Annotated in this window: 22 protein-coding genes; 5 read left to right on the top strand and 17 right to left on the bottom strand. The window is 66.8% G+C overall.

The features are described from left to right. The first annotated feature begins 25 nt into the window (after positions 1–25). Together EYF70_RS02390 and EYF70_RS02385 are read left to right on the top strand one after the other, a co-directional pair. Positions 26–766 carry a lysophospholipid acyltransferase family protein gene (locus tag EYF70_RS02390; protein WP_131143967.1) on the top strand — a complete coding sequence of 247 codons (741 nt, stop codon included), beginning with the start codon at positions 26–28 and terminating at the stop codon, positions 764–766. A 182-nt stretch (positions 767–948) separates the two neighbouring features. Next, positions 949–1,836, top strand: a complete 888-nt coding sequence (locus EYF70_RS02385; RefSeq protein ID WP_229420670.1) for a M48 family metallopeptidase — start codon at positions 949–951, stop codon at positions 1,834–1,836. 13 nt (positions 1,837–1,849) lie between these two features. Here the strand turns inward: EYF70_RS02385 and waaA are convergent, their stop codons facing one another. The 9 genes from waaA to rfbB all read right to left on the bottom strand — a co-directional run bounded on the left by waaA (position 1,850) and on the right by rfbB (position 11,046). Continuing rightward, positions 1,850–3,133 (bottom strand): lipid IV(A) 3-deoxy-D-manno-octulosonic acid transferase, encoded by a 1,284-nt coding sequence (waaA, locus tag EYF70_RS02380; protein WP_131148852.1) that lies wholly within the window; start codon positions 3,131–3,133, stop codon positions 1,850–1,852. A gap of 13 nt (positions 3,134–3,146) precedes the next feature. After that, positions 3,147–4,121, bottom strand: a complete 975-nt coding sequence (gene waaC, locus EYF70_RS02375; protein ID WP_131143966.1) for a lipopolysaccharide heptosyltransferase I — start codon at positions 4,119–4,121, stop codon at positions 3,147–3,149. Between the two features lie 16 nt (positions 4,122–4,137). Continuing rightward, positions 4,138–5,520, bottom strand: coding sequence for a phosphomannomutase/phosphoglucomutase (locus EYF70_RS02370; protein WP_131143965.1), 1,383 nt, complete (start codon positions 5,518–5,520; stop codon positions 4,138–4,140). A gap of 338 nt (positions 5,521–5,858) precedes the next feature. Then, positions 5,859–6,167 carry an H-NS histone family protein gene (locus tag EYF70_RS02365; protein WP_131143964.1) on the bottom strand — a complete coding sequence of 103 codons (309 nt, stop codon included), beginning with the start codon at positions 6,165–6,167 and terminating at the stop codon, positions 5,859–5,861. Between the two features lie 67 nt (positions 6,168–6,234). Further along, positions 6,235–7,332 carry a glycosyltransferase family 4 protein gene (locus tag EYF70_RS02360; RefSeq protein ID WP_131143963.1) on the bottom strand — a complete coding sequence of 366 codons (1,098 nt, stop codon included), beginning with the start codon at positions 7,330–7,332 and terminating at the stop codon, positions 6,235–6,237. Positions 7,333–7,570: 238 nt separating this feature from the next. Further along, positions 7,571–8,428: a dTDP-4-dehydrorhamnose reductase gene (gene rfbD / locus EYF70_RS02355; RefSeq protein ID WP_131143962.1), complete on the bottom strand. Its 858-nt coding sequence runs from the start codon at positions 8,426–8,428 to the stop codon at positions 7,571–7,573. A gap of 37 nt (positions 8,429–8,465) precedes the next feature. After that, positions 8,466–9,011 carry a dTDP-4-dehydrorhamnose 3,5-epimerase gene (gene rfbC / locus EYF70_RS02350; RefSeq protein ID WP_131143961.1) on the bottom strand — a complete coding sequence of 182 codons (546 nt, stop codon included), beginning with the start codon at positions 9,009–9,011 and terminating at the stop codon, positions 8,466–8,468. Beyond that, the gene (rfbA, locus tag EYF70_RS02345) at positions 9,008–9,964 is read right to left on the bottom strand and encodes a glucose-1-phosphate thymidylyltransferase RfbA (protein ID WP_131143960.1); all 957 of its coding nucleotides are present in this window, start codon (positions 9,962–9,964) and stop codon (positions 9,008–9,010) included. The genes rfbC and rfbA overlap by 4 nt, the downstream gene beginning before the upstream one ends. Continuing rightward, a complete protein-coding gene (rfbB, locus tag EYF70_RS02340; RefSeq protein WP_131143959.1) occupies positions 9,961–11,046 on the bottom strand; it encodes a dTDP-glucose 4,6-dehydratase in 1,086 nt (361 codons plus the stop codon). Before rfbB ends, rfbA begins: the two co-directional genes overlap by 4 nt. 162 nt (positions 11,047–11,208) lie before the next feature. On the opposite strand from rfbB, the gene EYF70_RS02335 reads away from it, so the two are divergent. Then, entirely contained in the window at positions 11,209–12,069 is an 861-nt protein-coding gene (locus tag EYF70_RS02335; RefSeq protein ID WP_131143958.1) for a symmetrical bis(5'-nucleosyl)-tetraphosphatase, read from the top strand. A 48-nt stretch (positions 12,070–12,117) separates the two neighbouring features. Here EYF70_RS02335 and EYF70_RS02330 read toward each other — a convergent pair whose 3' ends face one another. Genes EYF70_RS02330 through EYF70_RS02305 form a run of 6 tightly spaced genes read right to left on the bottom strand, consistent with a single transcriptional unit; the run spans position 12,118 to position 16,820 of the window. After that, positions 12,118–12,939 carry a lysophospholipid acyltransferase family protein gene (locus EYF70_RS02330; RefSeq protein WP_131143957.1) on the bottom strand — a complete coding sequence of 274 codons (822 nt, stop codon included), beginning with the start codon at positions 12,937–12,939 and terminating at the stop codon, positions 12,118–12,120. Between the two features lie 4 nt (positions 12,940–12,943). Beyond that, the gene (locus EYF70_RS02325; RefSeq protein ID WP_131143956.1) at positions 12,944–14,236 is read right to left on the bottom strand and encodes a dihydroorotase; all 1,293 of its coding nucleotides are present in this window, start codon (positions 14,234–14,236) and stop codon (positions 12,944–12,946) included. Positions 14,237–14,244: 8 nt separating this feature from the next. After that, positions 14,245–15,210, bottom strand: a complete 966-nt coding sequence (locus EYF70_RS02320) for an aspartate carbamoyltransferase catalytic subunit (RefSeq protein ID WP_131143955.1) — start codon at positions 15,208–15,210, stop codon at positions 14,245–14,247. 9 nt (positions 15,211–15,219) lie between these two features. Then, a complete protein-coding gene (gene pyrR / locus EYF70_RS02315) occupies positions 15,220–15,741 on the bottom strand; it encodes a bifunctional pyr operon transcriptional regulator/uracil phosphoribosyltransferase PyrR (protein ID WP_131143954.1) in 522 nt (173 codons plus the stop codon). A gap of 1 nt (position 15,742) precedes the next feature. Beyond that, entirely contained in the window at positions 15,743–16,162 is a 420-nt protein-coding gene (gene ruvX, locus EYF70_RS02310) for a Holliday junction resolvase RuvX (protein ID WP_131143953.1), read from the bottom strand. Then, positions 16,155–16,820, bottom strand: a complete 666-nt coding sequence (locus tag EYF70_RS02305; protein WP_131143952.1) for a YqgE/AlgH family protein — start codon at positions 16,818–16,820, stop codon at positions 16,155–16,157. Before EYF70_RS02305 ends, ruvX begins: the two co-directional genes overlap by 8 nt. Before the next feature lie 180 nt (positions 16,821–17,000). On the opposite strand from EYF70_RS02305, the gene EYF70_RS02300 reads away from it, so the two are divergent. Continuing rightward, a complete protein-coding gene (locus EYF70_RS02300) occupies positions 17,001–18,437 on the top strand; it encodes a cryptochrome/photolyase family protein (protein ID WP_131143951.1) in 1,437 nt (478 codons plus the stop codon). 171 nt (positions 18,438–18,608) lie between these two features. Beyond that, positions 18,609–18,812 carry a hypothetical protein gene (locus EYF70_RS02295; RefSeq protein WP_131143950.1) on the top strand — a complete coding sequence of 68 codons (204 nt, stop codon included), beginning with the start codon at positions 18,609–18,611 and terminating at the stop codon, positions 18,810–18,812. 68 nt (positions 18,813–18,880) lie between these two features. Here EYF70_RS02295 and EYF70_RS02290 read toward each other — a convergent pair whose 3' ends face one another. Next, positions 18,881–19,309 carry a hypothetical protein gene (locus EYF70_RS02290; RefSeq protein WP_131143949.1) on the bottom strand — a complete coding sequence of 143 codons (429 nt, stop codon included), beginning with the start codon at positions 19,307–19,309 and terminating at the stop codon, positions 18,881–18,883. A 210-nt stretch (positions 19,310–19,519) separates the two neighbouring features. Continuing rightward, a complete protein-coding gene (locus EYF70_RS02285; RefSeq protein WP_229420669.1) occupies positions 19,520–25,195 on the bottom strand; it encodes a hybrid sensor histidine kinase/response regulator in 5,676 nt (1,891 codons plus the stop codon). Between the last annotated feature and the right edge of the window lie 3 nt (positions 25,196–25,198).

The raw sequence follows: 25,198 nt of genomic DNA, 5'->3' as shown, positions 1-25,198 counted from the left end.
TTCCTGAAACTATTGGAGTACCGCGTTGCGTAAAGCCGTCCTGTTCCTGCGTTCCCTCGTTTTCGCCGTGGTGATGGCCATCGCCACCGTGATCTGGTCGTTCGTCTGCATGCTGGCGGCGCCGCTGCCTTACAACAAGCGCTACTACGTCACGTCGCGCTGGAACGTGTTCGTCGTGTGGCTGGCGAAAGTCGTTTGCGGCATCCATTACGAGTTCAAGGGCCACGAGAATTTCCCGGACAGCCCGGCCATCGTGCTGTCGAAACACCAGTCGGCCTGGGAGACCATCTTCCTGCTGGCGAACCTGCCACGCCCGCTGGTCTTCGTGTTCAAGAAGGAGATCCTGTACATCCCGTTCTTCGGCTGGGGCATCGCGCTGCTGCGCATGATCCCGATCGACCGCAAGCAGGGCAAGAATGCGTTCCGGATGGTGGTTGCACATGGAAAGCGTCGCCTGAAAGACGGCCAATGGATTATCATGTTCCCGGAAGGCACGCGCATCCCGGTGGGCCAGGCGGGCAAGTACAAAAGCGGCGGCACGCGCCTCGCGATCGAGACCGGCGTACCGGTGATACCGATCGCGGTGAACTCCGGCGAGTGCTGGCCAAAGAATTCGTTTATCAAGTATCCCGGCAAGATCACGGTCTCGGTCGGCAAGCCGATTTCGTCGGAAGGGCAAACTCCCGACGGCATGATGGAACAGGTGGAACAGTGGATAGAATCAGAAATGCGCGTCATTTCGCCCCACGCCTACAGCGCTGGCTAGAAAGCCGTACCCAGGCCAGCGAGAAATCTGACAGCAGCGCAGACAACAGCGCAGACAACAGCGGCGGCAATGGCGGCGCGGGCGCCGCCATTGCCGATCCCGCCCAGGCCGACCTCCAGCTCGATCTATTTTCCGCCGCCGCAGCGGCACCGGCCCAGGTGCCATCACAAGCGCCAGCTCGGGTGCCAGCTGATGTTCTCGCCGACGCGCCGGCGCCGTTCCCTCCCTTGCCTGTCCTGCCCTTCCCCATCCCGGCTCCGGCCACCGTCAACCTGCTGCGCCCACCGGTGCCGCTGCGCCGGCCGGATCAGTCGCCCGTGCTCCCGCCGGCCGATGGCATGGAACGCCGCCAGGTGCTGGTGGGCAGCTTCATCCTCGAATACATGCTGCGGCGTTCCACGCGCCGCTCGATCGGCTTCATGGTCGATGACGACGGCCTGCGCGTGACGGCGCCGAAGCGCTGCACGCTGGCCGACATCGAGAATGCCATCCGCGCCAAGCAGAACTGGATCCTGTCGAAACTCGACGACCGGCGCCAGCGCCGCGCCGCGCGGCTGGAAAAGCCGCCGGTGGAATGGAAAGACGGTGCCAGGCTGCCCTACCTTGGCGGCGAGATCACGCTGCGCCTGCAGCACGCCATGCGCAACCGTACCGAGTTCGATCCGGACACCCGGGAACTGTCGCTGGGCCTGGTACAGGGCGCCACCGAGCTGCTGGTCAGGGAGCGCGTGAAGAACTGGTACAAGCAGCAGGCCGAAGGCCTGTTCGCCCAGCGCCTGGACCTGTATGCGCCGCGCGTGGGCGTGCAATACGCCTCGATGTCGGTCTCGTCGGCCGATGCCCGCTGGGGCTCCTGCACGGTGGGCCGCGTGATCCGGCTGAACTGGAAGCTGATGTTCTTTTCGCTGCCGCTGATCGACTACGTGGTGGCGCACGAGCTGGCGCATATCCATGAGATGAACCACAGCCCGCGTTTCTGGGCACACGTGGGCCGCGTCTATCCGCAATACGAGGAAGCCAAGCAGTTGCTGCGCCGCCGCTCCCAGGAGCTGCCGGTGCTGTTCCCGTAACGACCGGCTTCGCCTAGTCAGCCAGCGGCGGCAGCAGGTCGATGGTACGGGCCGTGGCGCCCCGGTGCCGGTTGGCGAACGCCAGGCCGGCCTGGCCCATGGCCTGGCGCGCGGCGTCGTCGCGCAGCAGCCGGGCCGCCTGCGCCATCAGGTCGGCGGCGTCGAGCACGCGCAGCGCGCCACCCGCGGCCACGGCATCCTCGGTCACCTGTGCGAAATTGAAGGTGTGCTGGCCGATCAGCACCGGCCTGGCCAGCGCCGCCGCCTCGATCAGGTTCTGCCCGCCCAGCGGCGCCAGGCTGCCGCCGATGAAGGCAACGTCGCACGTGGCGTAGTAGGCGAACATCTCCCCCATCGAATCGCCCAGCACCACACGGGTGGCGGCATCGACGCGCGCGCCCGGTTGCGCCAGCGCCGAACGCCGCTGCACGGCCAGCGAACGCTCGCGCACCATCGCCTCGACGGCATCGAAGCGTTGCGGATGGCGCGGCACCAGCAGCAGCAGCGTTCCTTCCGGCAGCGCGGCGGCCTGGAAGGCGTCGAGGATCGCTTCTTCCTCGCCTTCGCGCGTGCTGGCGCACAGCAGCACCGGGCGCCCGGTGCCGAACTGGTGTTTCAGTTGCGTGCCGGTGGCCAGCGCGGCCGGCGGCACCGCCACGTCGAACTTGATGCTGCCGGTGACGGCCACGTTGGCCACGCCCAGCGCGCGCACCCGCTGCGCATCGTCTTCCGTCTGCGCGGCCACCAGCGAGATGCCGCGCGCGGCGTCGCTCATCAGCCGGCCCAGCTTGCGCGCCTTGCGCAGCGAGCGCTCGGACAGGCGCGCATTGGCCAGCACCACCGGCACATTGCGCCGGTTGCAGCCATGGATCAGGTTGGGCCACACTTCCGTTTCCATCAGGATGCAGACGCGCGGCTCGAAATGCGCGATGAAACGCCGCACCAGGGCCGGCAGGTCATACGGCAGGTAGGATTGCACGACGCGCGCGCCGTGCTTGCCGAACAGGCTCTTGCCGGTGGCGCGGCCGGTCGGCGTCATATGCGTGAGAACGATGCGGCCGCGCGGGTAGCGCTTGAGCAGTGCTTCCACCAGCGGTTCCGCGGCGCGTGTCTCGCCCACCGATACCGCGTGCACCCAGATCGTCAGCGGCTCGTCGTTGGCGGCACGCCGGCCGTAGATGCCCAGGCGTTCATTCCAGAATTGCCGGTAGCCGGGTTCGCGGCGCCCGCGCCACCACAGGCGCGCGAGCACCAGCGGCAGCGCCAGCCGCCAGGCCAGGGAATACAGCAGCCGGATCAAGCCATCCCCTTCACAGCAGGCTCTTGGCGGCCGCCGCCACCTCGGCCACGGACGGCGCATTGCCCCGGTCGCCCAGATTGATGATCTTCGGCGACCAGTTGCCTTCGGTTTTCCAGCGCGGCGAATCGCAGTAGATCTCGACCACCGGCCGGCTGAACGCGGCAGCGATGTGGGTCAGGCCCGTATCGACGCCGATGGCCAGCGTGGCGCGGCGCGCCAGCATCACCGCGTCCGCCATCGGCAGCTTCGGCAGCACGCGCGCATTCGGGATGGCGGCGGCCAGCGCTTCCGCCTCGGCCTTTTCCTTGGGCGAACCCCATGGCAGCAGGATCGTCATCGGCGCCAGCTCGCGGCCCAGCGCGATCCAGTTGGCCGGGGCCCACTTCTTCGCATCGCGCGCGGTGCCATGGAAGTACACGGCATACGGTCCGGCGGGCATCCAGTCCGGCCGCGGCTCGTCGTCGGCCACCTCGGGCAGGCCGAAGTCCGCCGGCGTGTCGACGGCATAGCCCAGCGCGGCGCTGGCCACCAGGCGGCCGCGCGCCACGGCGTGCGTGCGCGGATCGAGCGGGATGCTTTTCGTGTGGAAGATGCGGGAGATGCCTTCGTAGCCGGAGCCCTCGCTGCCGTTGGCCAGGCCCACCTTCTGGCCGCCCTTCCGGACCCGGGCGGCGCCCATGATCACGCCGGTCTTCAGCAGGCCCTGCGTGTCGAACACGTAGTCGTATTCGACTTCCCGCACGCGGCGAAAGAATGCTCCGATCTCGCCGCGCACCGCCTTGTCGCGCAGGTTCTTGCGCCAGCGGCGCAGCGCGAACGGAATGACGTGGCGGACTTCGCTGTTCAGCCGGACCAGGCTCACATAGCCCTCTTCCACCACCCAGTCGATGTTAGCGTCCGGGAAGTGGCGGCGGATGTCCGCCACGATGGGCATGTTGTGCAGCACGTCCCCCAGCGAGGAGACGCGCACCAGCAGGATGTTCATCGATGGGAGAGGCGGCTCAGAACGGTAACTGCGCGTCCGGCTTGGCGGTCAGGATCACGTCGCGGAACTGGCCCTGGATGCGCGCCAGCGCTTGCGGGGTCTCCGCTTCGAAGCGCAGCACGATGACCGGCGTGGTGTTCGAGGAACGCGCCAGGCCGAAGCCATCGGCATACTCGACGCGCAAGCCGTCGATGTCGATGATGCGTTCGTTGCCGGGGAATTTCGCGTCCGCCCGCAGCTTGTCCATCAGCGCGAAGTTCTCGCCTTCCTTCAGGTGCAGGTGCAGTTCCGGCGTGCTGTCCGATTGCGGCAGCGCGTTCAGCAGCGCGGAAGGATCGGCTTCCTTCGTCAGGATTTCCAGCATGCGCGCGCCGGCATACAGGCCGTCGTCGAACCCGTACCAGCGTTCCTTGAAGAAGATGTGGCCGCTCATCTCGCCGCCCAGCGGGGCGCCGGTTTCCTTCAGCTTGGCCTTGACCAGCGAGTGGCCGGTCTTGTACATCAGCGGCTTGCCGCCGGCCTTCTCGATATACGGCGCCAGGTGGCGCGTGCACTTCACGTCATACAGGATTTGCTCGCCCGGCACGCGCGACAGCACATCGGCCGCGAACAGCATCATCTGCCGGTCCGGATAAATGATCTGGCCATCCTTGGTGACGAGCCCCAGCCGGTCGCCGTCGCCGTCGAAGGCCAGGCCGATCTCGGCATCGGTCTCGCGCAGGCAGCGGATCAGGTCCTGCAGGTTTTCCGGATGCGCCGGGTCCGGGTGGTGGTTCGGGAAATTGCCGTCCACCTCGCAGAACAGCTCGATCACTTCGCAGCCCATGCCGCGGTACAGGTCGCCCGCGAAGGCGCCGGCCACGCCGTTGCCGCAATCGACGGCGATCTTGATCGGCCGGGCCACTTTCACGTCGCCGATGATGCGTTCCAGGTAGGCGGCGCGGATGTCGTGCGTGCGGTAGCTGCCCGGCTGCGCGGCCGGCCGCAGTTCGCCGGAAGCGATGCGCTCGTGCAGGCCGGTGATCGCGTCGCCGTAGATCGCCTCGCCGGCCAGCACCATCTTGAAGCCGTTGTAGTCGGGCGGATTGTGGCTGCCGGTGACCATGATGCCGGACTTCGTGTCCAGCACGTTGGTACCGAAGTACACCATCGGCGTGGCAACGACACCCAGGTCGATGACATCCACGCCCGCCGCCTGCAAGCCCTCGGCCAGCGCGCCAGCCAGCGCCGGGCCGGACAGGCGCCCGTCGCGGCCGATCACGACCGCGCGCTCCCCCTTCGCCAGCGCGGCCGCGCCGAAGGCATGGCCGATCTGGCGGGCGATGCCCGCATCGAGGGTGTTATCGATGATGCCGCGGATATCGTAGGCTTTGAAGATGGATTTCGAGAGGGAGACCATGAATGTCGGAGCCCGGGCTGAGCGGGCAGCCGGCTTTATGAAATGAAAACAACCGGTATAGTAAGTGCGTTGGCAGCGTCAGGCAAGCCCGGCTTGCTGCCATGCACAACCTGAGTCCTATGCGCGGCAAGGTCGGTCAGTTCAGCCATTACCTTGCTTTTGACTCTGATGTGGTGCCTCGGGGCCTCGAGAAACCGTAATGAGCGACGTCAGACCTGGTTGAGGAACGGAGCTGTACTTCAGTACAGCGAGTACCGCAGACCAGCGGCTGGCGTTGCGCAATAGGTTTATCGAGGTCCCTTCAACAAGCGTTGCGGGATAGGCTTATCGAGGTCTAATCAGATTCGGAGATCATCGATGGATTTACCCGAATCCAGCCAGTCCTTTACCCATTTCGGCTGGCGGCCGCGGCCGGTCCATTGCTGGCCCGCGTCGCCCGGGTTGCGGAAACGCGCGGCAACGGTACCGCCTTTACCACGGGGATTGGCAGCGATCAGATCCTTCAGCGGCAAGCCGACGCGCTGGGCAATCGCAAAAATCTCATCCTTGGCCTTTTGCAGGTCGTGCGATTCGCGTTTTTTCAACTCGCGCTTGACCTGTTCCTGCAGATTGCGCAAATCGGAGGCTGACAAATTCGACAGATCCATCGTCTATTCCTTTGTGAAAAATGATCGGGAAACGTGTTTCTGTGCGAAATATACACCAAGTTTGTATTTACTGGTTCTTTTTGTGGCGAATCATCCAACGCGGCGCTTTAAATCGGACGATCCGGACATATAACCAGACATAACTGATAATGAACAGCAGGCAGAATAGCATCAGCACACCGGTATAGCGCCAGAATACGGTGGCGGGTATTACCGCCATCAGCGAAAACATCCACAGGTAAGGCGATGTCAGCGAATTGCGGCGCATCAGCGCCCGCGCATCCTTGTGGCCCACGGCCCATTGCACCACGCGGCGGAATATCAGGCTGTGCAGGTGAATACCGTCCGGCATGGCCGGTGATTTGCCGCGGATGAACATGCGGCGATACACGGAAAATAATGTTTCAAACGCCGGATAGATCAGCAGCAGCGCGGCGTACCAGGTCGACACTTGTGGATTGCGCATCACCAGCAGCAATGCCAGTTCGCCCAGCATGAAACCGATAAAATAGGCGCCGCCATCGCCGAGGAATATCAGGCCGACCGGATAGTTCCAGATCAGGAAGCCGGCGGTGGCGCCGGCCACCATCAGCGCCGCCACCAGCACGAACATATCGTTGACCTGCAGCGCCACATAGCCGAGCGACAGCAGCATGCATATCGTGACGACGCTGGCCAGGCCATTAAAACCGTCGATGATATTCACGGCATTCGCGATGCCGGCCACCGATAACACCGTCAGCGGCAGGGTCAGCCAGATATAGGGCAGCGGCCACACTGTATCGATCCAGTCGATACGGTCGATGCGGGCATCGAGCAGATAATAGCCGAGCAATGCGGCCACCATGGTCAGCAGCAATCGGCGCGCGGCCGAAACACGCCCCGTGTAATCCTCGACGATGCCGCCGACAAATGCGCAGGCACTGCACGCCATCAGCGACAGCATCCAGGTCGTCAATGCCGGCACGCGCCAGACGGAAATGCAGGCCGACAGCGCGACGGCCAGGAAGATCGACAGCCCGCCGATCCGCGCCACATTGTGCGAGTGTACCTTTTGCACGCCATGGAAATCGGCATCCAGCGCAGGACCGTGCAGCCGCGCCTCCTTGATGACCAATAAGGTCAGCAGGGCTGAAGCGACAAAGCTTACAAGGAAAGAAAACATGTATCGTAAATCGGTCGTGTTCCGGCAATGCCGCACTGCAGCAACGGGCGTTATCTGCATGCCAACCAGCGATTGTACCGGATTAATAAACGGAAACTCGAAAATCAGGTCCAGGCTGCGGCATTTGCCAGGGCGGCGAGAAAGGCGCGGATTTTACCGCCGCGCAATGCATTGCCCCAAATCAATTACCATTGGAAACATCTTGGCAAGGCAGCGCAGCGCGGCGGTGGCGACAGGTTCAGCCCAGGCACAGGCGCAGCGCTTCGCGCCACTCGGGCAATAGCACGAAGCGTTCTTGCAGGCGGCTGGTGTCGAGCGCGGAAAACTGCGGCCGGGGAGCCGGCAGCGGGTACTGGTCGGTGGTAATCGGCACCAGCCGGCACGCGATGCCGGCTTCTTCCAGAATGGCTTGCGTAAACCCGCACCAGGTGGTGCGGCCCTGGCTGGCGAGGTGGTACATCCCGCCGTTCGCGTCCCACCATGGCTGGCCGCCGGCGCGCGCCTGGGCCAGGATCAGCGCCGTGGTATCGGCGATGGTGCGGCTCCACGTAGGCGCGCCATGCTGGTCGTCGACGATGCGCAATTCCTCGCGCTCCTTCGCCAGGCGCAGCACCGTCAGCAGGAAGTTCTTGCCGCGCATGCCGTACACCCAGCTGGTGCGGAAGATCAGGTGCGGCACGCCCGACGCGGCGATGGCCCGTTCACCTTCCAGCTTGCTGGCGCCATATACGTTCAGCGGGCCGACCGGATCGTCTTCGCGCCGTGGCTGCGCTTCGTGGCCGGAAAATACGTAGTCGGTCGAGTAATGCACGAGCGCCGCGCCCAAGGCCTTCGCTTCGGCCGCCATCACAGCCGGCGCCTCGGCATTGATGCGGTAGGCCAGTTCCGTGTCGCTTTCAGCCTTGTCCACCGCCGTGTAAGCGGCCGGGTTGACGATCAGTTGCGGCCGCACGGCGCGGATCACGTCGCGTACCTGGTCCAGGTCGGCCAGGTCCATGCGGGTGCGGTCGACCGCGACCACTTCGCCCAGCCCCTGCAGGCTGCGTTCGAGCTCGTAGCCGACCTGGCCGGTACTCCCGGTGAGAAGTATTTTCATGGGCGGATTTTCATGCGAGGTTTTTCATGCGCTGACTTCATTCGAATACATCCGCTTCGGCCAGCGGCAAGCCTTTCTGGTCCTTCGCCGACAGCAGCGGCATGCCATCGACCGGCCACTCGATGCCGATGGCCGGATCGTTCCACAGCAGCGAGCGCTCGTGCGCCGGCGCATAGTAATCGGTGGTCTTGTAGAGGAACTCGGCGAACTCGCTGGTGACGGCGAAGCCATGCGCGAAGCCCGGCGGAATCCAGAACTGGCGCTTGTTCTCGGCCGACAATTCCAGACCATGCCAGCGGCCGAACGTGGGCGAACTCTTGCGCAGGTCGACCGCCACGTCGAACACGCTGCCGGCCGTCACGCGCACCAGCTTGCCCTGCGCCTGCTGGATCTGGTAGTGCAGGCCGCGCAGCACGCCGCGCGCCGAGCGCGAATGGTTATCCTGCACGAAAGGCAACTGCACGCCGGTCAGCTCGGCGAAGCGCTGGGCATTGAAACTCTCGTAGAAAAAGCCCCGCTCGTCACCGAACACGGCAGGCTCGATGACCAGCAGGCCTTCGATCGGAGTAGGTATCACTTTCATCGCGGGATCACCTTGTCCTGCAGGATCTGCAGCAGATATTGGCCGTAGCCGTTTTTCTTCAGCGGCTCGGCGAGGCGGCGCAGTTGGCCGGCATCGATATAGCCCTTGCGGTAGGCGATTTCTTCCGGACAGGCCACCTTCAGGCCCTGCCGCTTCTCGATCGTGGCGATGAACTGGGAAGCGTCGAGCAGCGAGTCGTGCGTGCCCGTGTCGAGCCACGCCATGCCGCGGCCCATCAGTTCCACGCGCAGGTGGCCCTGGTCCAGGTACGCCTTGTTCACGTCGGTGATCTCCAGCTCGCCGCGGGCCGATGGCTCGATCGCGGCGGCGATGTCGCACACCCGGTTGTCGTAGAAATACAGCCCGGTCACCGCGTAGTTCGACTTCGGCACCGCCGGCTTTTCCTCGATGCTGACGGCCTGCCGGTTGGCGTCGAACTCGACGACACCGTAGCGTTCCGGATCATGCACGTGGTAGGCGAACACGGTCGCCCCGTCCGGCTGGCTGGCGGCGCTGCGCAGCAGCGCGTCGAGATCGTTGCCGTAGTAGATGTTATCGCCCAGGATCAGCGCCGAGGGTGCATCGCCGACGAACTCGCGGCCGATGATGAAGGCCTGCGCCAGGCCGTCCGGCGACGGCTGCACCGCGTAGGACAGCTGCAGGCCCCACTGGCTGCCATCGCCCAGCAGGTCGCGAAAGCGCGGCGTATCCTGCGGCGTCGAAATGATCAGGATCTCGCGCATCCCGGCCAGCATCAGCGTGGTCAGTGGGTGGTAGATCATCGGCTTGTCGTAGATCGGCAGCAGCTGCTTCGACACGCTGGTGGTCACCGGGTACAGCCGGGTGCCGGAACCGCCGGCCAGGATGATGCCCTTGCGCTGCCTGATCGGATCGATCTGCCTGGAATCCGTCTCCCTGGGCGTATCGGCCTGCCTGCTGGTGTCGACGCTCATGGTGCGCTGCTCCCCTGCGTTTCGCGGTTGAAGTAATTGGTCTCGAGCCACTTGGCATAGGCGCCGGACTGCACGTCCGCCACCCAGTCCGGGTGGTCCAGGTACCACTGGACGGTCTTGCGGATCCCGGTCGCGAACGTCTCGGCGGGCTTCCAGCCCAGCTCCCGTTCCAGCTTGCGGGCATCGATCGCGTAGCGGCGGTCGTGGCCCGGGCGGTCCGCCACGTAGGCGATCTGCGCGCGGTAGCTGGTGCCGTCGGCCTTCGGCTTCAGGCTGTCGAGGATGTCGCACAGCGTGTGCACCACATCCAGGTTCGCCATCTCGTTCCAGCCGCCCACGTTGTACACTTCGCCCAGTTTGCCGTCGGCCAGCACGCGGCGGATCGCCGCGCAATGGTCGGACACGTACAGCCAGTCGCGGACCTGCTGGCCATCGCCATACACGGGCAGCGGCTTGCCGGCCTGCGCGTTGGCGATCATCAGGGGGATCAGCTTCTCGGGGAAGTGGTAAGGGCCGTAGTTGTTCGAGCAGTTCGTCGTCAGCGTCGGGAAGCCGTAGGTGTGGTGGTACGAACGCACCAGGTGGTCGGACGCCGCCTTCGACGCCGAGTACGGGCTGTTCGGCGCATAGGCGGTGGTTTCGGAAAACGGCGGATCCTGCGGGCCCAGCGTGCCGTACACCTCGTCGGTGGAAACGTGCAGGAAGCGGAAGGCGGTCTTCTCCGCTTCGGGCAGGCCGCTCCAGTAGGCGCGGGCCGCTTCCAGCAGCGCGAACGTGCCGTTGATGTTGGTCTGGATGAATTCCGCCGGTCCATGGATCGACCGGTCGACGTGGCTCTCGGCCGCGAAGTGCACGATGGCGCGCGGCTGGTGGTCGCGCAGCAGCGCCAGCACCTGCTCGCCGTCGCAGATGTCGCCGCGCACGAACACGTGGCGCGCATCATCTTTCAGGGATGCCAGGTTGCTCAGGTTGCCGGCATACGTCAGCTTGTCAAAGTTGAGCACCGGCTCGTCCGATTGCGCAAGCCAGTCCAGCACGAAGTTCGAGCCGATGAACCCGGCCCCGCCTGTGACGAAAATCATTTAGTATCCCTGTCGAGAAGATTATTTTTTGATAAGGCCGATTGTAATGGCAAAGGGCTCCGCTGCCTAAGAATTACAGCTACCCCATGACAGCTGCTCCATGACAGCTGCTCCATCACAGCAGCCCCATTACAGCGGTCCGGCAATGGAGTGCAAGGCAGTATGAGGACTTATGCGATCGGCGACCTGCAAGGGTGTCACGCCGAAACTGTTGCGCTGGTCGAGCGTATCCTGGAGCGCGAGCGCGGCAATGATCCGCCGGCGATCCTGTTCTGTGGTGACCTGATCAACCGCGGCCCCGATTCGCTGTCGACCCTGCGCTACGTGCAGGCGCTGGCGCAGGGCAGCGGCGGGCGCATCGATGCCGTGCTGGGCAACCATGACCTGCACCTGCTGGCCGTCGCCAACGGCATCCGGCCGGAATCCGGCTCCGACACGCTCGATACCATCCTCGCCGCGCCGGACCGCGAAGCGCTGCTGCACTGGCTGCGCGAACGCCCGCTGGCGCTGTTCACGAAGCATCACCTGCTGGTACACGGCGGCGTGCTGCCGCAATGGAGCGCGGCGCAAACGATCGCGCTGGCCGGCGAAGTGGCGGCGGCGCTGCGCAGCGCGGAGTGGACCGGCTTCCTGGCCGACATGTACGGCAACCAGCCGGACCGCTGGGACGACGACCTGCGCGGCACGGCGCGGCTGCGCTGCATCGTCAACGCGCTGACGCGCATGCGCTTCTGCAGCGCCGAAGGCGAGATGGATTTCAAGCTGAAGGAAAGCGCCACCGTCGATCCCGCCACCGGACTGATGCCGTGGTTCGAGGTGCCGGGCCGGCGCACGCGGGACGTGACCGTGGTATTCGGCCACTGGTCGGCGCTGGGCCTGCGCATCACGCCGGACTACATCGCGCTCGACAGCGGCTGCGTGTGGGGCGGCCAGCTGTCGGCCGTGTGCCTCGACGACCGGGAACTGCTGCAGGTGCCGTGTCCCGAATTCCAGCGTGCCAAGGCCAAGGCTCAAGACCGGTAGCCAGGCAGGGGCAGCCGCACGCCTGATAACCGGAGCCTGTCACGGTTATCAGGTCTGCCAATCGGAACCCGTCAGCGGTTTTTTTGCATCCTCGCCGGAGTCTTCGCCGGCATCGGGCGCGGGTTCCTCGCCTGGCGGGGCGGGAATCTTCAGCGCCTCGCGGATCGCCTGGTAGGAACGCTCGGCCAGGTCGCGCCGGCCCACGCCCTCGCTCTTCATCGAACGCAGGATCGTGACGCGGGCGTGGATGGCCTTGCCGGACAGGATCGCCAGCACGCTCTGCACGAAGGTCATGTCGCCGATGAATTCCACCGAGGGATGCGGCTGGCGCTCGTTGTCGATATAGCGGATCGCGTAGGGCTGCACGCGTGCCCCGGCATCGACCGCCGCCTCGAACAGGTTGGCATGGAACGGCAGCAGCGTGCCTTGCGGCGCCGTGGTCCCTTCCGGGAAGAAGGCCACCCGCTCGCCCCGTTTTAGCGCATTGACCAGCCCTTCGAAGGCGCGGCGCAGGTCGCGCCGGTTGCCGCGCGCGATGAACACGGTGCCGGCCTGCTCGACCAGCCAGCCGGCCAGCGGCCAGGCGCGGATCTCGGCCTTTGCCACGAAGCGGCAGGGATACAGGGCGTTGAGCACGAAGATGTCCAGCCACGACACGTGGTTGGCCACCACCAGTGCCTGGGCACGCGGTGGCGCGCTGCCCGCCGTGATCTGCACATGCACGTTGCAGATGCCCAGCAGGTGGCGCGACCAGCGGCGGATGTGGATCTCGCGCGCCTCGCGGTCGATCCACGGGAAGAACAGCGCGCAGATCGCCATCCCCGACAGCAGATGGAACACGAGCCGCGCGATGCGCAGGGCAAGGATCATCGACTCAGGCGGCTTTCCGTTCGTAGGCGACCTGGCCGGCCACGATCGTGGCCTTCACCTGGCCCGGCATTTCATAGCCGAGGAACGGCGTGTGCTTGCCCTGGCTGGCCAGCGCGGCGCCTTCGACCAGCCAGCGTTCGGCCGGATCGAACAGCACCACGTCGGCCGCGGCGCCCACGCGCAGGTGGCCCGCATCCAGCCCCGCCACGCGCGCCGGGTCGGACGTGACCCGCTGCAAGGCCTTGAACAGGTGGTTGTTGCCGCCCAGCGTTTCGCTCCACTTCAGGGCCAGCGACAGCAGCAGTTCCAGGCCGGTGGCGCCCGGCGACGCCTCGGCGAACGGCAGCAACTTTTCATCGTCGTCGACCGGCGTGTGGTCCGAGCAGATCGCGTCGATGGTGCCATCGGCCAGCGCCGCGCGGATCGCGTCGCGGTCGCGCTGCGAGCGCAGCGGCGGCGTCAGGCGGGCGTTCGGGTCGAAGAAGTTGATGTCGGCATCGGTCAGGTGCACGTGGTGCGCGCCCACGTCGCAGGTGACCGGCAAGCCTTCGGCCTTGGCCGCGCGCACCAGTTCGAGGCCGGCGGCGGACGACAGGCGGCACAGGTGCACCCTGGCGCCGGTGGAGCGCACCAGTTCGAAGATCGTGTGCAGCGCGATGGTTTCCGCCATCACCGGCACGCCGGACAGGCCCATGCGCGAAGCCAGCGGCCCGCTGTGCGCCACGCCACCCTTGCCGATGTAGGCATCCTGCGGGCGCAGCCATACCGTATAGCCGAACGTCTTCGCGTATTGCAGCGCGCGCAGCAGTACATTGGTATCCGTGACCGGCATCTCGGCCTGCGCGAAGCCGATGCAGCCCGCTTCGGTCAGTTCGGCCATTTCCGTCAGCGCCTCGCCTTTCAGGCCCATCGTCAGCGCGCCGAGCGGATGCACGTGGGCGCCGTTGCGGCCGCGCGCGCGGTGCTTCAGCATTTCCACCAGGCCCGGCTCATCGAGCACGGGGTCGGTATCGGGCGGGCACACCAGGCTCGTTACCCCGCCCTGCAGGGCCGCCTGCATTTCCGATTCCAGCGTGGCCTTGTATTCATAGCCCGGTTCGCGCAGGCGCGCCGCCAGGTCGACCAGGCCGGGCGCCACCACCAGGCCGCTCGCATCGAGCGTGCGCGCCGCCGTGAAGCCTGCCGGCGCCGCACCCAGCGCGGCTACCTTGCCATCGACGATGTACAGGTCCTGCACCGCGTCGACGCCGTTGGCCGGGTCGATCACGCGGCCGTTCTTGATATGAAGATTGCTCATCCTGATGCTTATCCTTGAGTCCCTGCGACAATGCTCATCACGGCCATCCGCACCGCGATCCCGAACGTGACCTGCGGCAGGATCACCGCCTGCGGGCCATCCGCCACCGCCGAGTCGATTTCCACGCCGCGGTTCATCGGGCCCGGGTGCATCACGATCGCTTCGGGCGCGGCCAGGGCCAGGCGCTCCGGCGTCAGGCCGTAGCTCTTGAAGTATTCCTGCGCCGACGGCAGCAGCGCACCACTCATCCGTTCATTCTGCAGGCGCAGCATGATGATCACGTCGACATCCTTCAGGCCTTCGTCCATGTTGGTGAAGGTGCGCACGCCCAGCTGTTCCAGGCCGCCCGGCAGCAGCGTGTGCGGGCCGATCGCGCGGATCTCCGGCACGCCCAGCGTGGTCAGCGCGTGGATGTCCGAACGGGCCACGCGGCTGTGCAGGATATCGCCGACGATCGCCACGCGCAGGTTGGTGAAGTCCTTCTTGTAGTGCCGGATGGTGTACATGTCCAGCAGGCCCTGCGTGGGATGCGCGTGGCGGCCATCGCCCGCGTTCACCACGTGCACGTGGTTCTGCTTCGTGTCCTGCAGGTGCTTGGCGATCAGGTACGGCGCGCCGGACTGCGAATGGCGCACCACGAACATGTCGGCATGCATCGCGGCCAGGTTGTCGATGGTATCGAGCAGCGATTCGCCCTTGCTGGCCGACGATGCCGAGATGTTCAGGTTGATCACGTCCGCCGACAGGCGTTTCGAGGCGATCTCGAACGTGGTGCGGGTGCGCGTGGAATTCTCGAAGAACAGGTTGAACACGCTCTTGCCGCGCAACAGCGGCACCTTCTTCACTTCGCGGTCGGACACGCTGACGAAGGAACTGGCGGTATCGAGGATCTGGTTGATGATGGCCTTCGGCAGGCCTTCGGTGGACAGCAGGTGCTGCAGTTCACCGTGTTTGTTCAGTTGCGGATTGAGCATTTTTTGTTGTCACGCATTGTCTTGTTCGATGGTCAGATGGAAGCGCCCGTCGTCCGCCTGCTTCAGGCGCAGCGCCTGGCCCGGTTCGACGCGGGTATGCGCCGCCACGAAATCGGCGGCCACCGGCAACTGGCGCCCGCCCCGGTCCACCAGCGCCGCCAGCAGGATGCGCGCCGGGCGGCCATAGTCGAACAGTTCGTTGATGGCGGCGCGCGTGGTGCGGCCCGTGTACAGCACGTCGTCGACCAGCAGGATGGTGGCGCCGGCCACCTCGAAACCGATGCTGGTCGGCTTCACTTCGGCCGGCAGGCCCTTCTTCGCGTAATCGTCGCGGTAGAAGGAAACGTCGAGCACGCCGCAGCGTTCGCTCATGCCGAGATCGCGGGCGAGGCGCTCGGCGATCCAGGCGCCGCCGGAATGGATGCCGACGATGGCCGGCTCGTGCGCACCGGCGAGGCCGGTCTTCACCTGGTCCAGCAGCGCGGCATACAGCGCCTCGGCATCCAGGGCGGTGGGGTCAGTAATGGACATATTAATAGGGAAGTTGGTCGAAATACTGTTGCAGGATGACGGCGGCGGCGCGGTCGTCGATGACCTCGCCGCGCTTCTGCGACAGCACCGCGGAAGAGTAGCGTTCGTCAACGAGCTCGACGGGAATGTCGAAGCGGCCATGCAACTGGTTGGCGAAGCGGCGGCAGCGCGCCGTCATCTCGTGCTCGGCGCCGTCCGGATGCAGCGGCAGCCCGACGATGAACCGGGTCGGGCCCCACTTGTCGATCAGGGCCTTGATTTCCGCGAAGCGGGATTGATTGTCGATGGACTTGATGACGGCCAGCGGGCTGGCCTGGCCGATCATGGTATTGCCCATCGCCACGCCGATACGCTTGATGCCGAAGTCGAAGCCAAACACGGTTTGCGGCACTGTTACGGGTGCATCTTCCACCTTATGCATGACCCGCTTCGGACGTGAGCATCAACGGATCGATGCCCAGCAGTTTCATGGCGGCCACGTAGCGTTCCTCGATCGGCACTTCGAACAGCACGGCGGGATCGGCGTTCACGGTCAGCCAGCCGTTGCGGCTGATCTCGTCTTCCAGCTGGCCCGGGCTCCAGCCCGAGTAGCCGATCGACACCAGCATGCGTTGCGGGCCGGCCCCCTTGGCGACGGCTTCCAGCACGTCGATCGACGTGGTGAACGCCACCTCGTCCGTGACCGTCAGCGACGACGAATAGCGCGCCCCGGGGGTATGCAGCACGAAACCGCGATCGTCCTGAACGGGGCCGCCGAACATGATCGGCTTGCTCGTCATGTTGCCGCCACCGCCCGTCACTTCCAGGTCGATGCGCTCGAACAGCACGTCCATCGTCATGTCGGTCGGCTTGTTGATGACCACGCCGAGCACGCCGTTCTCGTTGTGCTCGCAGACGTACACGACGGTGCCGCCGAACACGGGATCCTGCATCGACGGCATCGCGATCAGAAAATGGTTCGCCAGGTTCAGCGCGGGCGTCGCGGAAGTGTCCTTCGTTTCCATCTCGTGCAGCGGGGACCCGCTTTCCTGTAACAGCCCGGGCACAGGTAGCGGTTTGCTCACTTTGCTCTTCTTCATAAGCTGCTCTCTTTGCTGGACCGTGGTTTCGGTAATGTTGCTGAATTCTTTAATGACGAGCGGAAACTCGCCGCCACATCGACAGTTTACTATGAATTGCCGGATCGGCCATCCAAACCAGGGTGGCGCTCTGTAAACTGATGGTAAGCAATAATTTGCAACGCACTCTTGAGCCAAAACATGCCCCAAAGCAATTCCACCGCGCCCGGCGCCCTTGTGTGGTTCCGCCGCGACCTGCGCAGCTTCGATCACGCCGCCCTGCACCACGCCCTGCTGGCGGGTACACCCGTCTACTGTGCCTTCATTTTCGACAGCCCGATCCTGGAGGGCTTGCCACGCGATGACCGCCGCGTGGCGTTCATCCATGCGTCGCTGGGCGAACTCGCGGCCGAGCTGGAAGCGCTTGGCGGGCACCTGCTCGTGCGCCATGGCGATGCGCGCGCCGAGATCCCGGCACTGGCCGCCGAGCTCGGCGTGGCCACCGTGTACGCCAACGAGGATTACGATCCGGCCGCCATCGCCCGCGACGAAGCCGTGGCCGAAACGCTGGCGGTGGCTGGATGCGCCTTGAAACTATTCAAGGATCACGTGATCTTCGCCAGGAGCGAAGTGCTGTCGCAGGCCGGCAAGCCGCTCGGCGTGTTTACGCCCTACAAGAACGCCTGGAAAAAACGCCTGGAAGCGCAACCCGACGCGCTGGCCCCCTGGCCGGTCGATCCCCACGCGGCGGCGCTGGCGCCCGGCCGCTCGCAGTTGCCATCGCTGCAAGAGATCGGCTTCGATGGCGCCGACCTGGCCGCGGCCGGCATCACCCCCGGCATGAGGGGCGGTGCCGCGCTGTTCGACGCCTTCCTGCCGAGCCTCGGGGACTACGGCACCGGGCGCGACTATCCGGCGCGCGATGGCACGTCGCGCCTGTCGCTGCACCTGCGCTTCGGCACGGTGTCGATCCGCCACCTGGTGCGCACGGTGCTGCAGCTGTCGGCGCGCGGACAGGCCGGCGAAGGCGGCGCCACGTGGCTGTCCGAACTGGTGTGGCGCGACTTCTACCAGATGATCCTGTACCACCACCCGCATGTGGTGCACGCCTCGTTCAAGCCGGTGTACGACAAGGTCGACTGGGAAACCGGCCCGGCAGCCGAGGAACTGTTCGCCGCCTGGTGCGAAGGCCGCACCGGCTACCCGCTGGTCGACGCGGCGATGGCACAGCTCAACACCACCGGCTTCATGCACAACCGGCTGCGGATGGTGACGGCCAGCTTCCTGTGCAAGGACCTGGGCATCGACTGGCGGCGCGGCGAAGCCTATTTCGCGCTGAAACTGAACGACTACGAACTGGCTTCCAACAATGGCGGCTGGCAGTGGGCAGCCTCGAGCGGCTGCGATGCCCAGCCGTTCTTCCGCATCTTCAATCCCGTCACGCAGTCGGAGCGCTTCGACCAGGAAGGCGACTTCATCCGCCAGTTCGTGCCGCGGCTCGCCAGGCTGTCCGCCAAGGCGATCCATGCGCCGTGGCTGCATGGCGGCGTGGATGGCTATCCGGCACCGATCGTCGACCACGCCGAGGCGCGGCAGCGCACCTTGGAACGCTACGAGGTGGTGAAGGCGCGCGGCTGACCCGCCGGCACGAGAGCCGCTCATCGGCAGCGCCCGCCGGGCCCATGGATATATATGGAAACACGTCAACCAGCGAGCGGCTGCCGCCGTTGTAAGAGGATGACCGTCGGTCTTGATGCGCGGTTTCACCGGAGCACACCATGACCGAAGCACACATGACCGGAGCACCCCATGCTACGCCGTGATGCTGGACTTGCAGCGCTGGTCGACGCTGCGATCATCCTGAGGGAAGTCTTTCACCTCTCCTATGCGGAGGCGCTGTTATCCTCGGGCGATGTCCCGCGTGACGTCATCGAACGGGTCTTGAAAGGCAGCCCTTCGGAACGCCGGATCATGCACTGGCGGGACAGCCACGGTTCGGACCAGATATTCTGACGACCGCGCCGGCGCGCAACAGCACCGCCGAGCCGACGGGACGATCACGCGATCACTCCTTCTTTCAATCACTCGACCACGAGGGCTGGCGAAGGCCTTCTTTTCGCGGAGCCCAGCACGCGGGCCGTGATCCAGATCGGTATGCCGGCATTGCGCAGGTACTCAGCGGCGGCGTCCGTCCCGAGCATGGTCTTGAACACCAGTGCGACCTCGATCCGCTGTGAGGTGAGCAGGTCCCCGCGCTGGTCCGCCGCCAACGGGTCCTGCTCGGCGCCATGGATGGAGGCGCGGCGGGTCGCGTACCGGCGATCCTTCCGGCGCAACCGCCCTTCCTTGCCCTTCAAGATCCTGTCGATGACGGATCCCGGCACGTTTTCGCGGATCAGTATCCAGTACGCGCGATCGGAGCCGAGCACCTTGTTGATGTGGATGGCGGCTTCGACATAGGCGGCATGGACATAATTCTTGCGGCGGCAGTTTTTATATGCGTCATCCATGACCGGATGGCTTCCTTTCGCTTGCGGCTGCTCGGCAATATCACCAGGTCCCTTGAATACCCTCGATACGTCGTCGAAACACGCGATCCGGTCCGTTGGAGCGTCCGGATCAGCTGTGCGGCGCCGCTCCCCCCTGGCATGGATGCAAACGCTCCGAATAGCGTAGCACGTCACACGCAAAATTTCACGCAGTCCCTGCCACCTGGTCCCTCACCGCTCGCCCGATTCCCCCCGCGCCGGCAGCAGGCCGGCGATCGCGCCCAGCAGCACGGTCTGCTGGTACGGCTTGCCGAAATACGCGTTGACGCCCAGCTGCAGGGCCAGGTTACGGTGCTTGTCGGCGCTGCGCGAGGTGATCATGATGATCGGGATCTCATGCGTGGCGGGATCGGCGCGCACCTGGCGCGTCAGGTCGAAGCCATCCATGCGCGGCATTTCGATGTCGACCAGCATCAGGTCCGGCCGGTGCGCGGCGATCTGCTCGAGCGCGTCGACGCCATCCTTGGCCAGCAGCACGGTATAGCCTTCGCGCTCCAGCAGCCGTTGGGTGACCTTGCGCACGGTCAGCGAATCGTCGACCACCATGATGGTGCCGGCCGCCGCGTGCACGGCCGGGATCGGCGCCTGCAAGCCGGGGTGCTGGGCCAGGTGCTGGGCCAGCACGACGGGATTGAGGATCAGCACGATCTCGCCCGAGCCCAGCACGGTGGCGCCGGCAATGCCGGGAACGTGCGCCAGTTGCGGCCCGGTGTTCTTGACCACGACCTCGCGGTTGCCGAGCACTTCGTCGACCCGCAGGGCCAGGCGGTCGGTGCCGGCATGCAGCGCCAGTACGGGCACCGTGCGCTGGGCCAGCGGCTGTGCGCGCGCATCGCCCAGCAGCGCCGGCAGGTAGTGCAGCGCCAGCGGCTGGCCGGCCACGTCGACGCGGCCGGCGGCTTCGTCCAGTGCCGCGGCCTTCACCTGCAGCACCTGCTCCACCAGCGCCGCCGGCACGGCATACGTGCGGCCGCCGGCCGCGACCAGTACGATGTGCGTCACGGCCAGGGTCAGCGGCAGGTGGATCGTGAAACGGGTGCCCCTGCCTGGCTCGGTGTGGGTGTCGATGCGGCCGCCCAGGGCCTGTGCTTCGGAACGCACCACGTCCATGCCCACGCCGCGGCCGGCCAGTTCGGTCAGCGCGTCCGCGGTGGAAAAGCCCGGCTCGAAAATCAGGCTGGCCACCGCGGCGTCGGAAGTCTCCCCCTCGCCCAGCAAGCCGCGCTCGCGCGCCCGGGTGCGGATGCGTTCGAGGTCGAGGCCGGCGCCATCGTCGGAAAACTCCAGCACGATCTCGTTGCCCTGCTGGCTGGCCTGCACCACCACCTCGCCCGTTTCCGCCTTGCCGGCGGCGCCGCGCGCTTCGCGCGTTTCGATACCGTGCACGATCGCGTTGCGCAGCAGGTGTTCGAACGGCCCGGCCATCCGTTCCAGCACGCTGCGGTCCATCTCCACGGCACCGCCGCGGATATCGAGGTTGACGCGCTTGTCCAGTTCCTTGGCGCCCTGCCGCGCCACCCGGTACAGCCGCTCGGCGATACTGGCGAACGGTACCATCCGCACGCGCAGCAGGTCGCGCTGCAGTTCGCGCGTCATGCGCGCCTGCTGCGCCAGGTCGTCGCTGGCGCCGTTCACCGACTGCAGCAGCCCGGCATGGAACGAGGCCACGTCGTCGACGCTCTCGGCCATCATCCGCGTCAACTCCTGCAGGCGCGTATAACGGTCGAATTCGAGCGGGTCGAATTCGCGTTCGCTCGACACCGACAGGCGCGACGCGATGTGCGATTCGGCCTGCATCTCCACTTCGCGCAGTTGCTGACGCAGCTTGCCCAGGTTGTCCTCGAAGTCGCCCAGCGCGGTGCGCAGCGCACCCATTTCGTTTTCAAGGCGCGAGCGGGTGATCGCCACCTCGCCGGCCTGGTTGACCAGGCGGTCGAGGATATCGGCGCGCACGCGCACCAGCGGCGCCTGGGCCGCGCTTGCGGAAGTCTCGGCCGGCGTCGCAGCCGGCACGTCCGCCGCCGCCACGCTGGCCGTTTCCGGCGGATGCTGCAACTGCTCGAACAGCAGCAGCGCGTGGTCGTAATGGGCCAGCAATTCGTCGAACGCCGCCGGCGCCGGATGGCTCATGCCTTCGACATGGGTTTCCATCTCGTGCGCATGCTGCCCGAGGCGCATCGCGCCCGCCATCCGCGCGCTGCCCTTGAGGGTGTGCAGCACGCGCTGCAGCGTGGCCGGGTGGGCGGTATCGGCCGGCGCATGCTGCCAGGCGCGCAGCGCGGCCCCGACCTGGGGCAGCAGGTCCGCGCCTTCCTCGAGAAACACGGGCAGTAGGTCCGGATCGAGTTCGTCGGCCACGGCCGGGATATCCGGCCGCGCTTCGAGCAGCGCCAGCACCTGCACGTCCGGCTCGGCGGCATCCTGTTCCACTGGCTCCGCGGCCTGCCCGGCTGCTTCCGCCGGCTCCACGGCTTCCAGTGGTTCGGCCGGTTCGACGGCTTCCAGTGTTTCCACCGGCTCCACGGCTTCCACCGCTTCCATGTCTTCCGCCTCGGGCGCCGCGGCTTCCGCTACTGCTTCCACGGGCGGTTCCGGCGGCGCGACCGGTACCGGCTGCGGTACCGCCGCCTGCGTGAGCGGCGGCTCGGCGAAGGCGTCGTCGAACGCGGCATCGAACAGGTCGTCGATCGATTCATCCTGCGTGGCCAGCTTCGGCCGCAGCGGCAACGGCGCGCCGCGTTCCGGCACCGGCGGCGGATCGGCAAGCAGCGCGTGGTAGGTGTCGCTGAACAGCAGGTCGAGCCGGGCCACCAGTTCGTCCACCGGCGCCGGTGCCGCCAGCATGCCGTCCAGCCGTGCCGCGACGTCCGGCGCGGCGGCATGGGCACGGGCCAGCTCGTCGCGCAGGCGCTCCAGCGCGGCGATCAGTTCGGGCTGGTCGGGCGGCATGGTGCCGCCGGCAAAGCTGTCCAGCATGTCGCGCACGCGGCCGATGACCAGGTCGAACAGGTCGTGGTGGGCCGGATCGTGCAGCACCGCGGGCGCGGCCTGCAGCGTGGTCTCCAGCGCTACGGCCAGCTCGCGCAGCGCCTTGAAGCCCACCGTGCCGGACGTGCCGGCCAGCGTGTGGGCCAGGTGCAGCGCGTCCGGGTCCAGCTCGCCCTGGCGGCGCCACGTGCCGAAGTCGCGCGCCAGCGCCGCCGCCAGCGCGGTGGCTTCGGCCACGTAGATGTCGAACAGCGCCGCCGGCACGGCCAGGCGGCCAACGAAGCGCATGCCCTGGTCGGCCGGCACGGCTGCCTCGGTTGCCTCGGTTGCCTCGGCTACATTGTCGGGCGCGGCCGCCCCGGCTGCCGTCGCCGGCCCCGCTTCGGTCGCCGGCTCGGCCGCACTGTCAGCAACCGCAATTTCACCTGCCACGTCGTCACTGGCCACGTCGTCGCTGACTGCATCGACGCTGGCTGCATCGTCGCTGGCCACGGTGTCAGTGCGCACATCGTCACCGGCCACGGTGTCGCGGCTCACATGGTCACTGACCGCATCGTCATCGGCCGCCGTGTCGCCGGCGGCATTTTCATCGGTCACGTACGGCTCGGCCGGCGGCGGCTCGACGGCAGGTTCGCCGCGCCCGGCCGCCCGGTCCGGCGACATGAACGGCTGTCCCTCCAGCACCTGCGCGGCCGCCGCGACCAGCGGTGCCGCGCTGCGTGGAGAAATGCCCCGGGCCACCAGCTCGGCGACCCAGGCATTGAGTTCGGCCGCCGTCCATGCCAGCAGGCCGGCCAGCGCCGCATCGGCGGACTTGCCATCGGCCACCCACACGTTCAGCACCTTCTCCAACGCGCCCGCCGCGTCGGCGAACTGGTTCAGCCCCACCATGCGGCCGCTGCCCTTGAGCGTGTGGAAAGAGCGGCGCAGCGATGCCAGGCTTTCCGGCGTGCCGGCATCCGGCCCGGCCAGCACGCCATCCATATGCGCCAGCACCTCCTGCGCCTCGCCGATGAAGATCTCCAGCAGTTCTTCCTCGATGGCCGCGTCGCTCGCGCCGGACACCGCGGCAAGCGTGGCGGATGGCGCGGGCTCGGCCGGTGCCGGCACTTCCTCGTCGAGCACGGGGATCGATTCGGGTCCGGCGATCTTGCGCAGCGGCACCGCGCGGAACGTGCCCTGTGCGGCATCGAAGGAAAAACGCTCGCGTGCCCCGGCGGCATTCTGCGCCAGCATGTCGACGAAGAAGCCGAGCGCGCCCACGTTGTGTGCGATGCGATCAAGCTGCGCCGCCTCGCCGGGGCCCGGGCCGGCGGCAAGTCCGGCGACCTGCCCGCGCACCTGCGCCACGGCGGCCTGCGCGTCCGGCTGGTCGGTGATGGCCAGCGCGCCCTCCAGCTGGTGCAGCACGCCGTCCAGCGCGGCCAGTTGCGGCCGCGCCGCCGGATCGGCGGCAAATTCGTCCAGCCCGCGCTCCACGTCGCGCAGCGCCACCTTCATCTGCTGCGCCAGCGCCACCACCGTGTCATCCTGCCGCAGGCGCTGCGCCAGGCCCTGCTGCCACTGCGCCGGCTCCGGCGGTTGCTGCCCCGCCGCCAGCGCCGCCAGGCGCGTGCCGATGGTGGCCGCGCTGGCCGCGAAATCGTCCGGCAGGTGGCGGACCTGGTCCAGGCCGTGGCTGGCGAACAGCAGCGCCGTGGCCATTTCCAGGCCCAGCGCTTCGTTGCGCCCGACATCGGCCACTGCGGCCAGTTGCCGCATCAGGTTGGCCAGCGGCGTCACGCCCAGCTTGTCGGCGGCGGCCGCCACCAGCGCCGCCGCCTGGCTGAATTCGGACTGGGCGGCAGTGTCGCCCGCTTCCAGCCGCTGCCAGGCGGCGCGGGCGCCTTCCAGTCCTTCGCGCGCGCGGGCCAGCGCTTCCGGATCGATCCGGCAGTAACGCTCGGTCGCGTAATCGGGCGGCACCATGCCGTCGAGCGCGAAGCCGGTGCGCAGTGCGCGCCCCAGCGGCGCCAGGTGCTCCGGTTCCGCCGCGGCGAGGAAGAACAGCGCATCGCGCAATACCGTGTCGGGAGTTTCCGGCGCCCCTTGCGCCAGCCGGCGCATCTGCAGGTTGGCCGCGCCGAACAGCTGCTTGATGTAGACGCCGTACACGCCGCCGGGCACGTGGCCGGCCACCACCAGTTCCGCGAACGCCTGCAACGCCAGCCAGAACACGCGGCCGCGGCCGGCCTGCGCCGCGGCTACCTCGGCGATCACCGCGGCCAGGGGCTGCGCCTGAGCCGGATCGCCGGACTTCAGGTACGGCAGCAGGGCGCGCTCGAACCGTTGCCGCAACGCGGCGTAGTCCACCGGCCCGCCCGCGTCATCTCCGCCATCCGCCGCCGGCAGCGCGGGTTCGCGCGCCAGGTCGGGGAAGAACAGGTCGGCCGGGTGGATGCGCGGCGCGCCCAGCATTTCCTGCACCGCCGCGTAATACGGGAACAGGCGCACCGGCTGCAGCGGCCCGCCGTCCAGCAATTCTTCCAGGTACTCGACGAGCGCGCCATACAGCCGGCCGATCGCCTGCACATGGTCGGCGCTGCACTTCACGCTGCCATCCTTGAAGCGGTCCAGCGCTTCCTCGGCCAGCCGGGTGATCGCCGCCACGCCCTCCACGTCCACCATCTGCAGCGCGCCGTGCGCCTGGTGCAGGTGCGACTTGGCCAGCCGCAGCGCGGTGGCCTGGTCTTCCGGCTCCAGGCCGCCGGCCTCGAACAGCGCCGTGCGCGAGCGGCCCAGCGCCTCGCGGATCTCGCCCATCACCCACGACAGCGGGCCGGGATCGAAGGAGTTGGTCGGAAAATCGGTCTGGCTCATGGT

The organism is Pseudoduganella albidiflava (assembly GCF_004322755.1).
Classification (GTDB): domain Bacteria; phylum Pseudomonadota; class Gammaproteobacteria; order Burkholderiales; family Burkholderiaceae_D; genus Rugamonas; species Rugamonas albidiflava.
The sequence above is the reverse complement of the archived record's forward strand: the minus strand, read 5'-3'. Positions and strand labels throughout refer to the sequence as shown.

Bases quoted from the DNA above. Each gene is read 5' to 3' on its own strand.
- EYF70_RS02325 (WP_131143956.1), bottom strand. From the start codon at position 14,236: ATGAGCAATCTTCATATCAAGAACGGCCGCGTGATCGACCCGGCCAAC.
- EYF70_RS02295 (WP_131143950.1), top strand. From the start codon at position 18,609: ATGCTACGCCGTGATGCTGGACTTGCAGCGCTGGTCGACGCTGCGATC.
- rfbB (WP_131143959.1), bottom strand. From the start codon at position 11,046: ATGATTTTCGTCACAGGCGGGGCCGGGTTCATCGGCTCGAACTTCGTG.
- EYF70_RS02360 (WP_131143963.1), bottom strand. From the start codon at position 7,332: ATGTTTTCTTTCCTTGTAAGCTTTGTCGCTTCAGCCCTGCTGACCTTA.
- EYF70_RS02305 (WP_131143952.1), bottom strand. From the start codon at position 16,820: ATGAAGAAGAGCAAAGTGAGCAAACCGCTACCTGTGCCCGGGCTGTTA.
- EYF70_RS02335 (WP_131143958.1), top strand. From the start codon at position 11,209: ATGAGGACTTATGCGATCGGCGACCTGCAAGGGTGTCACGCCGAAACT.
- pyrR (WP_131143954.1), bottom strand. From the start codon at position 15,741: ATGTCCATTACTGACCCCACCGCCCTGGATGCCGAGGCGCTGTATGCC.
- EYF70_RS02290 (WP_131143949.1), bottom strand. From the start codon at position 19,309: ATGGATGACGCATATAAAAACTGCCGCCGCAAGAATTATGTCCATGCC.
- EYF70_RS02365 (WP_131143964.1), bottom strand. From the start codon at position 6,167: ATGGATCTGTCGAATTTGTCAGCCTCCGATTTGCGCAATCTGCAGGAA.
- EYF70_RS02330 (WP_131143957.1), bottom strand. From the start codon at position 12,939: ATGATCCTTGCCCTGCGCATCGCGCGGCTCGTGTTCCATCTGCTGTCG.
- rfbA (WP_131143960.1), bottom strand. From the start codon at position 9,964: ATGAGCGTCGACACCAGCAGGCAGGCCGATACGCCCAGGGAGACGGAT.
- EYF70_RS02285 (WP_229420669.1), bottom strand. From the start codon at position 25,195: ATGAGCCAGACCGATTTTCCGACCAACTCCTTCGATCCCGGCCCGCTG.
- EYF70_RS02300 (WP_131143951.1), top strand. From the start codon at position 17,001: ATGCCCCAAAGCAATTCCACCGCGCCCGGCGCCCTTGTGTGGTTCCGC.
- rfbC (WP_131143961.1), bottom strand. From the start codon at position 9,011: ATGAAAGTGATACCTACTCCGATCGAAGGCCTGCTGGTCATCGAGCCT.
- EYF70_RS02370 (WP_131143965.1), bottom strand. From the start codon at position 5,520: ATGGTCTCCCTCTCGAAATCCATCTTCAAAGCCTACGATATCCGCGGC.
- EYF70_RS02320 (WP_131143955.1), bottom strand. From the start codon at position 15,210: ATGCTCAATCCGCAACTGAACAAACACGGTGAACTGCAGCACCTGCTG.
- ruvX (WP_131143953.1), bottom strand. From the start codon at position 16,162: ATGCATAAGGTGGAAGATGCACCCGTAACAGTGCCGCAAACCGTGTTT.
- waaC (WP_131143966.1), bottom strand. From the start codon at position 4,121: ATGAACATCCTGCTGGTGCGCGTCTCCTCGCTGGGGGACGTGCTGCAC.
- rfbD (WP_131143962.1), bottom strand. From the start codon at position 8,428: ATGAAAATACTTCTCACCGGGAGTACCGGCCAGGTCGGCTACGAGCTC.